Below are 13,567 nucleotides of genomic sequence, written 5' to 3'. Positions count from 1 at the left end.
GGTTTATTGTGTGCGGTTGATTATTATTTAATTAAATAAAAAAAGGATTGGTAAAAAAATAAAATGATAGAATTAACTTTTATTCATAAAATGTTGTTATTGCATTTAGTAGTATTTTTAATGAATACAATTGGTGCTATAAAGTTTTATATTAAATATTATGATAAAAACAAATCAATTTTAAGTTTTTTAATTTCAATGCTTTTAGGGAATGTAGTTAGTCATGGTTCTATATTTATGGCCTTTTATTTAACAATTAATAAATAGGAGAAAAGAAATGGAAAGTAAACAACAACCAAAAAACTTACTAAAAAAGGACTTTTAGTAGAGAAAGGACTTTTATTAAAATATAAAGTTCAGTCATTAAGAGAAAAACAAGAACGTGCACTGTTTTCTTAGTATTTATTAATTTTTTGAGCATAAAAAAAGAACTAATCTTGAAAGATTGGTTCTTGGGATTATGGGGTTAAGCTGAAGCCTGGCGCAACTGAGATTTCGCATTCGCCTTGAACGAAATAGTCGTTTTCGTCTCGGATGAGAATAGTTATTTTTTTTGGTATGAGGGGTGACTCGGAGCTGTTTCGCCAGTTGAGCCATGACACGAAGTTAAATCGCGGGTTAAATCGCGGGTTAAAAGGTTGTTCTGGATTTTTGAAAGAGACGAAATGTCGATTATCAAGGTTAATAATGCCGTAGTTAAGCAAAAGTTGGCAAATTTCTTCTTTGGTTTTGCATTCAAGAAGTTTTGCTTTTAGTTCATCATTATCGAGTTCGTTGGAGAGATTTTTCTTTTCGGGTTTTAGAGGTTGCATTTTTTGATTAGAATTAGTTGATTCATTTAATTGGAACTCTATGGTTGTGGAAGCGATATTATTATGATATGGGAAACTAGGTTCATTATTCAACAAGTTCAATTGGTATGTTAATTTTAACTGTATTTTTCTTCCAATTGGTACGAAAAGTGTTTAAGTCAGCTTCTGAGAAACCTGATAATTCTTCCTCCTTTAAGGTTATTTTGATAATTACGTCTTTAGCTTCTCCGGGGTTCATTTTTGGTTGTTTTGAATTGTTATATTCTGTCTCTGTTCCGTTTTGGTTGTAGTAATATTTAATGTTTAACAATTTGTTTACTTGTTCTTTTAAGATTGCGTTATCGTTTTTTATTTCGATTTCGTGATTACCTATTTTTAGGTGTAATTGTTCTGTTGGGGATAAGTTAGTGATTGTTGCTTGGTGTTTTATTTCTTTGGTTTCCTTTGTGTTGTCAAAGAGGATGGCATCTTTAGGGACTAATAATTTTTTAGAGTTTGTTTCACCATTATCTATTTTGATGATGTCTTGACGGGGTGCTAAGTTTACCGTGGTTTCGGTTACTGTTTTGGTTTTGTGATATTGACTGATGGCGAATATTCCACCGAATAATGCTCCTGTAGATAGGGTAATAATTGAAATGAAGATAATTGGGTTTTTTAACGTGTTTTTAATTTTAATAAAATTCATATTTTTATTTCTCCTTTGTTTAGTTTTAATCACACATTTTCTATTATACTCTTTTTTTTTTTTTTTTGCAAAAAAAACACTTAGTATCATTAATTTAAGGTTTAAAAATGGATTTATAATTAAAAAATATCGACATATTAAATTAATTGACATATAAATTATTAGATATACTAAGTTTGAAATATATTTATATATCTTATCTACTTATTATCTGCTTATCTGCTTAAAACAAAGACTAAAATATCACCAAAACTCATCTTTGGCAATTATTTTATGGTTTTTGTTAAAAAAATATCAAAAATGTCTTGACCAATGAAATAAAATAATGTATAATTATAATTAATATACTTTTATTTTTTTATTAAAAACAATCCTCAAAATTGAAAAAGTATATAATTTATATTAAAGTTATTTTTAAATTGTATTGCAATCATGACAATCATGATCACGTTTTTGATAAACTAAAAAATAATTTAAAAATAAAACAAAAATAAACTGTACTTTCATAATATTAGTTTTATCTTTAACAAAAAAACGGAAAAACGAAAGGAAGTAAAAAATGGAATATTTAATCGAAATCCAAAATTTACGAAAAAAATTTAATGATCAAGAAATATTGAAAAATGTGAATTTGAAAATTAAAGATAAGGAAATTATTACTATTATTGGGCATTCTGGTTCAGGTAAAACTACTTTATTAAAGTGTTTAAATCTTTTAGAAACCCCTGATTCAGGAGCAATTATAATAGATAAACAAAATATTTTAGATCCAGGTGTTCAATTATCAGAATTAAGAACTAAAGTGGGAATGGTGTTTCAAAGTTTTAATTTATTTGAAGGAAAAACTGTTTTAGAAAACTGTTGTTTGGCTCCTATGAAAGTTTTAAAAGCATCACAAGAAGACGCCGAAGCAATTGCTGTTGAAAAGTTAACTGAAATGGGCTTAGAAGATTATGTTAATTATGATGTTAGCTTATTATCAGGAGGACAAAAACAACGTGTGGCAATAGCTCGAGCTTTATGTATGAAACCTCAAATTCTTTTACTAGATGAACCTACTTCAGCTCTTGACCCTGATTCTACTCATGAAGTTTTACGAGTATTACAAAAACTATCTAATAACAAAAAAATTACTTTAGTCATCATTACTCATGAAATGAATTTCGCTAAAAAAGTTTCTCATACTATTTGTTTTTTAGAAAAAGGTGAAATCGTTGAAAAAGGAACTTCTAAAGAAATTTTTGAAACTAATAAATATCCTAAATCAAAAGCTTTTTTTGAAGAAGTTTAAATCAATTATTATCATAAATAAAAATATTTTAACCTTGTTTTATCCAAAAAATTTTATCCTTTTTGCTCCTTTTAATCTCTTTAAAAAAGTTTAATCACATACTTTCATTCAAATAATGCTTAAATATCTTATTGAATATAAAAAATTATGCTCTTAAACATAATTAACTGTATTATTAATTGCCTTGATAATACAGTGATAACTGGAACAGGACTTTTTTTTGATATAAAAAAAAATACCTAAATTAGGTATTAAAAGCAATTTTATTATAACATTAAAAAAAAAAAAGTAAAACAGTTTTTGCTGTCTTACTTTTTTTTTAGAGAACAAAGGACTTGTCAAAAAATAGTGAGTTTTTGGAAAAGGAAACTTACTATAAAGAATCATCAAATAAGAAAAAATATACTAAGAACAATGGAAAATCGTTGCTAATATTGTTCTAAGCAGTTTTATTATAACATAAAAACTGCTTTTTTAACCTTTTTTTTTTGTCTTTTTTATTATTTTATTTATAAAGATATTATTTTAATAAAAATACTATCTAAGATTAAAATATTATCTAAGATTATATATTAGAAATAATATATTCTATAAGGCCCTTTAAACGCGTTTAAATGCCCTTTAAACGCGTTTAAAGGGGAAAGAGGATAAAATGAACATATGAGAAAAAAAAAAGTAAGACAGGTTGTACTGCCTTACTTTTATGGATTATTCAAAGTTTAAATGCTTTGTGGTGTGTGAACTCCAAAAAGCCGAGGTTTGGCTTTTTCAAAGCAATTTTATTATAACATTAAAATTAATATTAAAATATATGAAAGAAAAAAAACACGTTTAAATGCCCCTTTAAACGTGTTTAAGATAGATATAGAAAAAGATACAAAACGAAATATTATGCTATCAAAAATAAACTCTTCCCAAGTTTAAATTTTCGATAGCGATTTTATTATAACATTAAAATTGATGTTTTAAAACTTTTAATAAAAATACTATCTAAGATTATATATTAAAAGTAATATATTCTACAATACCCTTTAAACGCGTTTAAATGGCCTTTAAACGCGTTTAAATGGGAAAGAGGTTAAAATATATGAAAGAGGGAAAAAATAGATGGAAAAAAAACTGTTTATTAAAAATTAAGGATTGTGTATAATATAGGGAAAGAGGTTAAAATATATGAAAGAGGGAAAAATAGATGGAAAAAAAAGACAAACCGCAAACACTAGCAGAGAAAAAATATTATGACAAGTTGGTTAGAGAATGCAAAAAATATTGTCATGAATATTTGGTTTGGAAATGTCGTAAAAGTGGTTTAATTACGCTAAAAAAAACAGTAAATATAAAAAGAAAAAAAAATAATTATTAAGGCAAGTTGGTTTTCTTTTTCTTTTTCTTTTTCTTTTCTTATAATGCAATTCTTTTTTAGACCTGTGTTTGTTGATTCCGTTTGGCTAATCCTCACACAATAGAGAGTGTCTTTTTTAAGAGAGCTTGGTCGTTTCATCCGCTTGTCAATCCTCACAATATATCAAACATTAAGCTTGACAAAATCGAACGTAAAAAAAGATTTTTTTATGTGAGATTTTGGGCTTAATGTTATATTGTGAGTTAGGATTGACAAGACGGATAAATGAAACGGCCAAGCTATTTTATATTGAAAAATATTTGCTTTTGTGAGAAACTATAAAAAGATATGAAAATTAAAAATGCTGTTTAAGATTATATATTAAAGCTAATATATTATCTACAATACCCTTTAAACGCGTTTAAAGGGCCTTTAAACGCGTTTAACAAGAGAGAGGATAAAATATATGAACATATGTAAAAAAAAATCTGTTGATGAAATATTAATGTCTAATCAAAGATTAGTTAATAATTTTTATTATGATAAATACACGAAAAATAGACAAATTAAAATGTCTTATAATGCTTTTAAAAACTATGATACTATTTTTAATAGAATTGATGTAAAAGATTTTTATAGTTGTTTAGATTTAGAAACGTTAAGTGCGTATCAAAGCGGCTTAGAAATGGTGGTAAAAGAATATGAAAAAAGATTATTTTACGCTAAAAGTGTTGATTATGGTTTAGGCCAAAAAGTAGCTTTTATGGACTATTCCAAGTTTAATATGATTTTGGATTTGGTTCAAAAAAGGAAAGAGGGAATTAGAAAACATCAAGAATATATTATATATTTTGTAGAAAGAAACTTTGGTGAACCATGGGTTCGAGGAGCAAATGGAAAAGTCTTAGATTATAGAAAAATGACTTTTGAACAAAAATATAGACATTGTAAAAATAAATTAAATGCTGAGGAAAATAGAGATAAATTAGACTATATTTTAGAGTATAAAAAGTTAACAATGGTAGAGCAAGATAATTTATTACAAAATGTTAGACGTTTAAACTATGAATATCAGGAGGCAATTATTTATAATTCACCTAAACGTTTTGCGTTAATTCAACAACAAGGAAAAGATACAAAACGAAATATTATGCTTTCAAAAATAAACGCTTTTCATAAAGCCGTATATAATTTTCATACGGAAAAAGTAGTTAGTTTTGTAACTTTAACCTTAGCTCATCATAATTCAAACGGCTGTTTGTCAAAAGAGGTAAAAGACTTAAAGGAAACTAAAAGCTATTTTAGATCGTTTTTACGTTTAGTTAAAAAGAATTATGCTAAATATTTAAAAACAACAAGGAATTACAACAAAGACCAAATCAAAGAGGAAATTAAAAAAATAAAGTACTTTGTGGTTTGTGAACTCCAAAAAGCTGAGGTTTGGCATTTTCATATTATGATAAATGTTGATTTAACAGTTTTAGGAATTGATGATAAAATGATGGTTCAAAACAAAGGACTTGTCAAAAATAGTGAGTTTTTGGAAAAGGAAACTTACTATAAAAAATCATCAAATAAAAAAAAATATACTAAAAACAACGGTTGGGAAATCGTTGCTAATGTTGTTGTGCCTAAGGTTTTTAAGATGTGGGCTGATACTGTCAAAAAAAATAATCCTAAACTTAAAAGATTAAATCCGATTTCTCAAAACTTACAAGTTTACCACAAACTATCAAATAATAAGACATCATGTAAAGAGGTTAGAAAATGTAAGTTAATAAGAAAAGAAACAACTATAAATATGGTTACTATTATTTCAAAATATATTAGTAAATATTTGAATAAAATTGGTGATGATAGTTTAAAATTGTTAATTAAACAAAGGCACAATTTTATTAATGGTTATAGGTTATTTCAATTTTCGATAAATTGTAAAAAACCACCTGTTGAAAAATATTTAAAATATTTGCCACAAGATTTAGCTATTGATGGTTATAGTATAACTAGTTTTTATGCTAAAAACATTTTAGACTATAACAAAGAACATCCTTTAAGAAAAATGTTAGTAGAACAAATGTTAAACGCTAAACTTAATTCGAAAGAAAATGAATTAGTTTTAAAAGATAGTTATACTGGGTACACTCAAAAAGTAAAGAAAAAATATTATGGTGAAAAAGATTTAGAAACTGACAAAAAACCATTTATTGAAGAATATTTAAAAAATAATTCTTATGCATCAATGTTTTATTTTAGTATTAATTATGAAAAACAAGCAAGACCGTTAAACAAGAAAATACATGATAAATTATGTAAAAAACTAAATAAAGTTTTTAAACTTTCAAAAATGAAAAAAAAACAAGTTCCAAGAACTTATTTAGAACAGGAGAAAATGTTTTTAGATTTCAACAACTATGTTGATCCGGTCGACGCCTATTTTGATGTTCTACGAGATAAACCAATGTCATACTATTTGGATGTCTAAAAATACTAAAAATACTTAGAAAGGGGAAATAATATATTATCTATAAGGCCCTTTAAACGCTTTAAAATGACTTTTAAAGGCGTTTACGGGAAATAATAATAAAATAATAAATCATCTATAAAAAAAAACTCTTAATTTTATTAAATAAAATTAAGGGTGTTTTGTGTTGATTTTTTTATTTTTTGTGTTGTAATATGAAAAAGATATGTTGTGGTATAAAAAAATAAATGAGTGCGGACTGAGAAAAAGTGGAATCATACAAAAAAAGCTAAATGGCTTTTTGTTAGATTATCTCTAATAAATATATACTTGACCTTTTCAAAAATACAAGGCAAATGGCAAAACAATGAAAAACCTACAACCAAAATTACAACTATTACAAAAAACAATATCCCAAATTCAAACAATAGACAAATTCATAGTTTTTAAATTAGTCTCCCAATTTCGAAAGGAATTAAATTTAACCACCATTTTGGAAACTCTCCAAATTAAACAGAGCGCTTATTATTACTGGTTATTACTGGTTAAAAACAAAAAAAGAATTAAATTTCAAAAAACAAACCACACCAAATAAAGGATGCGATTTTATGTTGTTTCATTATTTTAAAAAAAATAAATTTTTGTTATTTTTAAGTTTGATAAGTTCTGAAACGAACGACAAAAAACATACATTTAATCTTAAATTTAAAAAATAAGCTAAACTGCTAAAAACAGTTTGGCTTTTTTCATTTTTAAAGTCGAATTAAAAAATAGAAATGAGGAATAAAAAAATGGAAACAACAAATAAAATGAGTAAGAAACAACTTTTATTAGAAATAGCAGTTTTAACTAACAAGTGTAAAAAGATAGTACAATTTAAACCAACTAACAAAACAACATTTAGCAAAATGACTAAAGATCAACTTTTATTAGAAAAAGAGATTTTAGCTAACAAATATGAAAAATTCCAACAAGAACAAAAATTTGACAAACAATTAACCAAACTGGAACCTTTAGTAAAAAAAATGGATATGTTAGAAAGCGAAACGGAGGGTAGATGGTCCCAAATGTTAACAAGTGGAAGGATTTTTTTAAAAATGATATCTAAGGAAAGTGATGAAAACATGAAAGCACACGCTGCTGACATCAAACATTATTTAAGATGTTATAAAAGCATTTTTAAAGATATTAAGATGATTTTAGAAATTGAAAAAACACTTTTATAAATTATTTGTTATTTCAAAAAAGAAACGAGGAATAAAAAAATGAAATTAATAAAAACTAATACAGATGTAAAAAGAAGTAAATTTAACACTATGAAAGAAGTAAAAAAAGGCAGTGTTAGTTTTGTATCACCTCGCCAAATCCCTTTAAGTTATTTTTACCAGGACATAAATAATTTTTTATGTCGAAAGAATAAAGTTTTACCCCAAACCCTCCAAGATAAAATTTATACATATTATGAAATAATATTTGGCGATAAATCCAACGATTTATTTTTTAAAGCATCAATGCGTTCACGAGCTAATTTTTTTGAAAAGAGTTTAGTTAAATTAAAAAATATTTTAAATTTATATGGCACCTTAAATCGTTACCTTGCTTTAAAAGATTTTTTTATAACTTATTTAAAAAAAGATGGTGTTATAGAATTTATGAGTATTTTACGCCAAGGCGTTAGCTCTTGTGGTGTTGATTGTTCGATAATTTTGGAACATTGTTTAGTTACTCCAATAATCAAAGCAATTGGAACAAAACCCACCGAACCATCAAACGAACTTAACCAAATATTAAAATATTTAAACTTAAACATGAAAGAATTAACAAACATTCAATTATCTGATTTAATCAAAATAACTAAAAAAGCTATGGTAGCCCGTCATCCCGACCGTTTAGGGAATAACTCCCGTGTAAAAGAATTTATGCAATTACATAATTTTTATCGCATGATTTCAGATGCTGATTTTAAATTAACTAATGATTCGATTCAATCATTTAGTGAGGCTGATTTTGCAAGTGATGATTACACCGATTATTTCTATAATTTTTCTACTGCCGAAGAGTCAAGCCAATTTAACCAACAACAAACACACTAACACATTTTAAATAGTTAAAGGGTTTTTATCCTTTAACTGTTAGTAAATAATAAAAACAAATAGGAGAACAAAAACAAAAAAAATGAAAACAACAAAACAAAAACTTACTGAAAAAGAGCTTTTATTCGAAATAAACACTTTATCTGAAATAGTAATTTTAATCAACCAACGAAAAAAACTAACACAAAAACAAGAAACATCAAAACAACAATTAAACAAAGTTGAATGTTTAATAGAACAAACAACCATCAAAGAAAAAATAAAAGCTACAAATATTGAAAAATTAAAAATCCAAAGTCGAATTATCAAGAAAATATTTAAATTAAAAAATCAAGATTTTATCCAAAAATACTTAAAAAAAATGGAACATTAAATACTTTATTAAATAAACAGTAATAAGTGAGGGGAAAAATGAATTTAGAAAAGGTGAAATCGTTTTTTAACCATATGGAACAAGAAGCTTTAAAAGTGAAAACTAAAAAAGACTCAGAGCAGTTTTATAAAGATTTTGAAACAGCGATTAAAGAAAAAAGGGTTTTTATAATGGTAGAAGATAATGAATTTACGAAAGAAGAGAAACGCAAACTTCACCCCTATTTTGAAACAGCAAGAAAAGAAAAAAGAGCTTCTATATGGAGGGAAATAGAATATGTTGCGAAAAGCGGTGAGAAACGTAAATTTCAACTCTATGAATATGGAGTAAGCCCAAACATTATGAAACACAAACCTTTTGGCTCCTATAATATAAATAAAAAATATATTCAAGCTTTTTGTTTGATTGAAACAAAGACGGGGCGTTTATATTCTTTTTTAGAATATATAGCTTATTATGATAAAAAAAACGAAATAGGGGAGGAACTTTTTAGAGCGTCGTTGGATGATAGTGTGGAAGGCGCTTTGACAGGTTTTTATATACTTAGACGAGATTTAGGAATGAAAAAGATATTAGACTGGCAAAGGTTAAAAGACGAAGACAAGGAAAACCCAAACCACTTTTTAATTTTGGATGAACTTTTAAAACCCTAAAAGCATATAAACATATAAAACCAACAACAAATCACAAACCAACAACAAATTCCAAATCCAAAGGAGAACTAAAAATGATAAACGAGCCAAAAAAAGAATACAACAAAAACAACCAATTAACCAAACTCACAAATTACAACAAAGGCGGCACGGTTCACTCTACCATCGAATACAACCAAAACGGAACCGAAACCAAAGAAACATACTACCACGAAGACGGTACGGTACACTCTATCATCGAATACGAATACGACCAAAATGACCAATTAACCAAAGAAACAATTTACAACCAAGGTGGCACAATCGACTACATCACCGAATACAACCAAAATGGCGTAATCCACTACATTGATGAATACAACCAAAACGAAAAACTTATTAAATCAACTAATTACTACAAATGTGGTGCAATTCATTTCATCGTCGAATACAACCAAAATGGAGCCAAAACCAAAAGAACATTTTACTACAAAAATGGTACAATCGGTTTCATTGAAGAAAACAATCCAAAAACCAACAAACCGACCAAATACACAAAATACAATCAAGATGGCATAATTGAAGAATCCAACGACAAAAAAACACCAACAATCAAAACCACCAACACCCTTTAAAACGCATTTAAAGTAATATGAATTGATTGGGTAAAATAATGATAAATAAAAAAGATCGAATAAAAGAATATTATAAAAAATATTATCTTAAAAACAAAGATCGCATAAAAGAATATAGGGCTAAAAACAAAGAGAGACTAAAAGAATATTACCTTAAAAACCGAGATATCATAAGAAAGCAAAAACAAGAACATTACCTTAAAAACAAAGAGAGACTAAAAGAATATTACCTTAAAAACAAAGATAGGCTGATAAAACAAGTAAAAGAATATAAAGCTAAAAACAAAGAGAGACTAAAAGAATATCAAAGAAAATATAACCTTAAAAACCGAGATATCATAAGAAAGCAAAAACAAGAATATTACCTTAAAAACCGAGATATCATAAGAAAGCGAAAACAAGAATATAGAGCTAAAAACAAAGATAGGCTGATAAAGCAAGCAAAAGAATATAGGGCTAAAAACAAAGATCGCATAAAAGAATATCAAAGAAAATATGACCTTAAAAACCGAGATATCATAAGAAAACAAAGACAAGAATATAGGGCTAAAAACAAAGATAGGCTGATAAAGCAAGCAAAAGAATATCAAAAAGAACATTTTGCAAAAGAAAAATTAATTATAAATGTTTGTGATTTAATCGAAAAAAATTGTTTGGTTAGTTCATATCGCAAAAAGAAAATAATTGCGGAATTAAGAGATGTAGAAATATCACCAAAATTAAATCCTTTTGCAAAAGAAATATTAATTATAAATGTTTGTGATTTAATCGAAAAAAATTGTTTTGTTAGTTCATATCGCAAAAAGAAAATAATTGCAGGATTAAGAGATTTATTATAAAAGATCAATAGGAGTTATTAAATATGAAAGAATATTATCTTAAAAACAAAGAACGAATAATATAGATTAATAGGAAGGCAAATAAGATGACAACAAATAAAAAAAAGTTTTATGGTAATAATGGTAGCATATTAGTTAGTGAATATGACCCTAAAACCAATAAGAAAATTAAAAATCATTATTATAAACAAAATGATGGCTCTCTTAGTTATACTACTGAATACGACCTTAAAACAGGTCGTGCAATTAAAACCACTTTTTATTATAATGATGGCACCATTGATTGTATTAAGGAATTTGACCTTAAAACACAAAAGAAAATTAAAAAAATTGGTTATAAAAAAAATAATCATAATATTAAATATATTACTAATTACAACCCTCAAACAGGTCGTGCAATTAAAACCACTTTTTATTATGATAATGGCAATATTGATCATGTTAACGAATTCAACCTCAAAACAAACAAAAGAAAAACCACTTATTATCAATTAGACGGCAAAACCATTAACCATATTAAGGAATATGATTTAGTAGAAAAATAAAGAGGGAATACAAATGAATAGAATTTTTAATTTAAGCCAAATCATCAAACAATTACAAATTGATAATTCTTTTAAAATAATAATTTTTAATAAAAAAAATAATAATCTTGAATCACCTACCAATTATAATCGCGGTTTAAAAATATTATATTTAAATCCTAAATTAATATCAAAATTAAAAAATATGTTAGAAGAAATCAAACAACCTCCCTTCACAATTAAAATCGCCCCTAAACTTGACAAAGATTATAACTTTGATGAAGAACAAAAAATATTATTTGTGAAAGAATCAAAAGAACTACAAAATGTAAACGGCCCACTTTGGTTGCAAGATATGAAGCAAAAATGGCAAAATTAATATTTTTGATATTCTTTTAATTTTTATTATATTAAATACGACCCAATTTGTTAAGTCGTTTTATAGCTTTGAAAGCAATTAATATTTTTATTGTTATTATTGCTATATTTGCTCCTTTCAAAGCCTTAAAGGTAAACTGGCAAGAAAAATTATAAAGGAGTGATGAAAATATGAATAATCAAGTGAGACGTTATTTAATGGGCTGGGTTGTATTCTTTGTTTGTTTATTTGCTTTAATTTATACTGTTGATGGCCTTTTGGATAAAGGATTGAATAAACACTTTTTTTGGCAAAACAAAACTGCCGCAAAAGAAGTAAGCGAAGCACAAGTTGTCCGTTCATATGAAGTTGACTATGTCAAAGAAGATGTATACGGCAAATATCTTGCCGAGCAAATCGCCAAAGAACAAAACCCAACAGAAAAAACCAAACTTGAAACAGCTAAAAAAGCATCTGATACGAAAAAAGCTGAAATCAAAGGTTATATCAAATCTGTTAAAGCTTCTGTTGAAGATTACCACAAATCTAAATAATTTGTGGTAAACTCAAAAAAATAATTGAGTAAAAAGAAATAAGAACGATTTTAGACAATTAAATAATTTCATGACTGACTTATTACCTTGAGGAATAAGGAAATAGTAGTCAAACCTCGTTAAAAAAATTACTAGTTATCAAAAATTAGTTGCAAATAACAACTACCCTTTGAATTGGATGCGGTAAAATTATTATTTGTTTAATCCTCGTTTCGCAAATAATAAAGGGTTAATCCCTCATCCATTCAATTCAAGGCCCTTTTAAGAATCAACTATGTAGTTTCTTTTTGAGAGGGTTTAATTTAATTAAATATGTTTATTATTTGGCATTTGAATTTGTTTGATATCTCATTTTTTAAACCCTCTCAAAAACAAATTAATATATCTAATTTGTTTTAAAGATTAAAAATTAAAATTACAAGATAAGGAGAAATAAACATGAGTGAGCTTAAAAATACAAGCGAGATTAAAAAAACAAATGAGTTAAAGAAAACAAATGAGATTAAAAAAACTAGCGAGATTAAAAAAATTGTTTTTAATGGCTCCGAACCTCGGGCTAAAAGCCTTGAAAAAGCTTCTCATTATGTTAATGCACTGTTTAGAGTTAATATTTGGTTTAATAGTGTTCCCTCCGTTAACTTTGCTGATGGAGAAGCTCCACGTTGGCCTATTAAAAATCCCCCAAAAGATTTATTAGGTGTTTATATTAAAGGTGGCGAACGTGAACCGATAGATTATTTTTACACTTTAAGTAAATTGAAAAAATACGCTCAAGAAAGAGAAAGTGGAGTAGAAAAAATGTATATTTTCAGTGTTAAGAAAAAAAATAAAAGCAGTAAAGTAAGCAAAACTCCAACTGTCAAAAAAGGTCGCCGTACTGTTAAAGCTAAACGCAAAAAAACCACTAAAAAAGGTTTATTCGCTAAGTTATTTTAAAGACGATATTATAAAAAAATAAAATAGAA

General features: G+C 26.5%; 17 protein-coding genes. 15 read left to right on the top strand and 2 right to left on the bottom strand.

All coding sequences use genetic code 11. The features are described from left to right. Nucleotides 1-63 precede the first annotated feature (63 nt). Nucleotides 64-267 carry a hypothetical protein gene (locus tag CHTY_RS00920; protein WP_203552061.1) on the top strand — a complete coding sequence of 68 codons (204 nt, stop codon included), beginning with the start codon at nucleotides 64-66 and terminating at the stop codon, nucleotides 265-267. 191 nt (nucleotides 268-458) lie between these two features. Here the strand turns inward: CHTY_RS00920 and CHTY_RS00915 are convergent, their stop codons facing one another. Further along, nucleotides 459-905, bottom strand: a complete 447-nt coding sequence (locus tag CHTY_RS00915; RefSeq protein ID WP_203552060.1) for a hypothetical protein — start codon at nucleotides 903-905, stop codon at nucleotides 459-461. Next, nucleotides 898-1,500 (bottom strand): hypothetical protein, encoded by a 603-nt coding sequence (locus CHTY_RS00910; RefSeq protein WP_203552059.1) that lies wholly within the window; start codon nucleotides 1,498-1,500, stop codon nucleotides 898-900. Before CHTY_RS00910 ends, CHTY_RS00915 begins: the two co-directional genes overlap by 8 nt. A gap of 559 nt (nucleotides 1,501-2,059) precedes the next feature. Between CHTY_RS00910 and CHTY_RS00905 the strand changes: the two genes are divergently transcribed. From CHTY_RS00905 to CHTY_RS00840, 14 genes are all read left to right on the top strand, one after another. After that, nucleotides 2,060-2,791, top strand: a complete 732-nt coding sequence (locus CHTY_RS00905) for an amino acid ABC transporter ATP-binding protein (protein WP_203552058.1) — start codon at nucleotides 2,060-2,062, stop codon at nucleotides 2,789-2,791. A 1,192-nt stretch (nucleotides 2,792-3,983) separates the two neighbouring features. Next, nucleotides 3,984-4,154 carry a hypothetical protein gene (locus tag CHTY_RS00900; protein WP_203552057.1) on the top strand — a complete coding sequence of 57 codons (171 nt, stop codon included), beginning with the start codon at nucleotides 3,984-3,986 and terminating at the stop codon, nucleotides 4,152-4,154. A gap of 445 nt (nucleotides 4,155-4,599) precedes the next feature. Next, nucleotides 4,600-6,615 (top strand): rolling circle replication-associated protein, encoded by a 2,016-nt coding sequence (locus CHTY_RS00895; protein WP_203552056.1) that lies wholly within the window; start codon nucleotides 4,600-4,602, stop codon nucleotides 6,613-6,615. A gap of 346 nt (nucleotides 6,616-6,961) precedes the next feature. Then, the gene (locus CHTY_RS00890) at nucleotides 6,962-7,189 is read left to right on the top strand and encodes a hypothetical protein (protein ID WP_203552055.1); all 228 of its coding nucleotides are present in this window, start codon (nucleotides 6,962-6,964) and stop codon (nucleotides 7,187-7,189) included. A 196-nt stretch (nucleotides 7,190-7,385) separates the two neighbouring features. After that, nucleotides 7,386-7,820 carry a hypothetical protein gene (locus tag CHTY_RS00885; protein ID WP_203552054.1) on the top strand — a complete coding sequence of 145 codons (435 nt, stop codon included), beginning with the start codon at nucleotides 7,386-7,388 and terminating at the stop codon, nucleotides 7,818-7,820. A 39-nt stretch (nucleotides 7,821-7,859) separates the two neighbouring features. After that, nucleotides 7,860-8,687 carry a hypothetical protein gene (locus CHTY_RS00880; protein ID WP_203552053.1) on the top strand — a complete coding sequence of 276 codons (828 nt, stop codon included), beginning with the start codon at nucleotides 7,860-7,862 and terminating at the stop codon, nucleotides 8,685-8,687. Between the two features lie 82 nt (nucleotides 8,688-8,769). After that, a complete protein-coding gene (locus CHTY_RS00875) occupies nucleotides 8,770-9,060 on the top strand; it encodes a hypothetical protein (protein ID WP_203552052.1) in 291 nt (96 codons plus the stop codon). Nucleotides 9,061-9,098: 38 nt separating this feature from the next. Continuing rightward, nucleotides 9,099-9,713 carry a hypothetical protein gene (locus CHTY_RS00870; RefSeq protein WP_203552051.1) on the top strand — a complete coding sequence of 205 codons (615 nt, stop codon included), beginning with the start codon at nucleotides 9,099-9,101 and terminating at the stop codon, nucleotides 9,711-9,713. A gap of 74 nt (nucleotides 9,714-9,787) precedes the next feature. Then, nucleotides 9,788-10,327 carry a DUF2963 domain-containing protein gene (locus tag CHTY_RS00865; RefSeq protein ID WP_203552050.1) on the top strand — a complete coding sequence of 180 codons (540 nt, stop codon included), beginning with the start codon at nucleotides 9,788-9,790 and terminating at the stop codon, nucleotides 10,325-10,327. A 38-nt stretch (nucleotides 10,328-10,365) separates the two neighbouring features. Next, entirely contained in the window at nucleotides 10,366-11,166 is an 801-nt protein-coding gene (locus tag CHTY_RS00860) for a hypothetical protein (protein ID WP_203552049.1), read from the top strand. A gap of 86 nt (nucleotides 11,167-11,252) precedes the next feature. Next, a complete protein-coding gene (locus tag CHTY_RS00855; protein WP_203552048.1) occupies nucleotides 11,253-11,711 on the top strand; it encodes a DUF2963 domain-containing protein in 459 nt (152 codons plus the stop codon). 13 nt (nucleotides 11,712-11,724) lie between these two features. Continuing rightward, nucleotides 11,725-12,069 (top strand): hypothetical protein, encoded by a 345-nt coding sequence (locus CHTY_RS00850; RefSeq protein WP_203552047.1) that lies wholly within the window; start codon nucleotides 11,725-11,727, stop codon nucleotides 12,067-12,069. Between the two features lie 170 nt (nucleotides 12,070-12,239). Further along, entirely contained in the window at nucleotides 12,240-12,602 is a 363-nt protein-coding gene (locus tag CHTY_RS00845) for a hypothetical protein (protein ID WP_203552046.1), read from the top strand. Nucleotides 12,603-13,040: 438 nt separating this feature from the next. Further along, complete coding sequence (locus CHTY_RS00840; protein WP_203552045.1) at nucleotides 13,041-13,538, top strand: hypothetical protein; 498 nt, start codon at nucleotides 13,041-13,043, stop codon at nucleotides 13,536-13,538. The last annotated feature ends 29 nt before the right edge of the window (nucleotides 13,539-13,567 follow it).

This window comes from Candidatus Phytoplasma meliae (assembly GCF_016876135.2).
Note: the sequence above shows the minus strand (reverse complement) of the source record. Positions and strands in the feature narration are given on the sequence as shown.

Bases quoted from the DNA above. Each gene is read 5' to 3' on its own strand.
- CHTY_RS00890 (WP_203552055.1), top strand. From the start codon at position 6,962: ATGAAAAACCTACAACCAAAATTACAACTATTACAAAAAACAATATCC.
- CHTY_RS00895 (WP_203552056.1), top strand. From the start codon at position 4,600: ATGAACATATGTAAAAAAAAATCTGTTGATGAAATATTAATGTCTAAT.
- CHTY_RS00870 (WP_203552051.1), top strand. From the start codon at position 9,099: ATGAATTTAGAAAAGGTGAAATCGTTTTTTAACCATATGGAACAAGAA.
- CHTY_RS00845 (WP_203552046.1), top strand. From the start codon at position 12,240: ATGAATAATCAAGTGAGACGTTATTTAATGGGCTGGGTTGTATTCTTT.
- CHTY_RS00855 (WP_203552048.1), top strand. From the start codon at position 11,253: ATGACAACAAATAAAAAAAAGTTTTATGGTAATAATGGTAGCATATTA.
- CHTY_RS00860 (WP_203552049.1), top strand. From the start codon at position 10,366: ATGATAAATAAAAAAGATCGAATAAAAGAATATTATAAAAAATATTAT.
- CHTY_RS00865 (WP_203552050.1), top strand. From the start codon at position 9,788: ATGATAAACGAGCCAAAAAAAGAATACAACAAAAACAACCAATTAACC.
- CHTY_RS00880 (WP_203552053.1), top strand. From the start codon at position 7,860: ATGAAATTAATAAAAACTAATACAGATGTAAAAAGAAGTAAATTTAAC.
- CHTY_RS00875 (WP_203552052.1), top strand. From the start codon at position 8,770: ATGAAAACAACAAAACAAAAACTTACTGAAAAAGAGCTTTTATTCGAA.
- CHTY_RS00905 (WP_203552058.1), top strand. From the start codon at position 2,060: ATGGAATATTTAATCGAAATCCAAAATTTACGAAAAAAATTTAATGAT.
- CHTY_RS00910 (WP_203552059.1), bottom strand. From the start codon at position 1,500: ATGAATTTTATTAAAATTAAAAACACGTTAAAAAACCCAATTATCTTC.
- CHTY_RS00900 (WP_203552057.1), top strand. From the start codon at position 3,984: ATGGAAAAAAAAGACAAACCGCAAACACTAGCAGAGAAAAAATATTAT.
- CHTY_RS00840 (WP_203552045.1), top strand. From the start codon at position 13,041: ATGAGTGAGCTTAAAAATACAAGCGAGATTAAAAAAACAAATGAGTTA.
- CHTY_RS00885 (WP_203552054.1), top strand. From the start codon at position 7,386: ATGGAAACAACAAATAAAATGAGTAAGAAACAACTTTTATTAGAAATA.
- CHTY_RS00920 (WP_203552061.1), top strand. From the start codon at position 64: ATGATAGAATTAACTTTTATTCATAAAATGTTGTTATTGCATTTAGTA.
- CHTY_RS00850 (WP_203552047.1), top strand. From the start codon at position 11,725: ATGAATAGAATTTTTAATTTAAGCCAAATCATCAAACAATTACAAATT.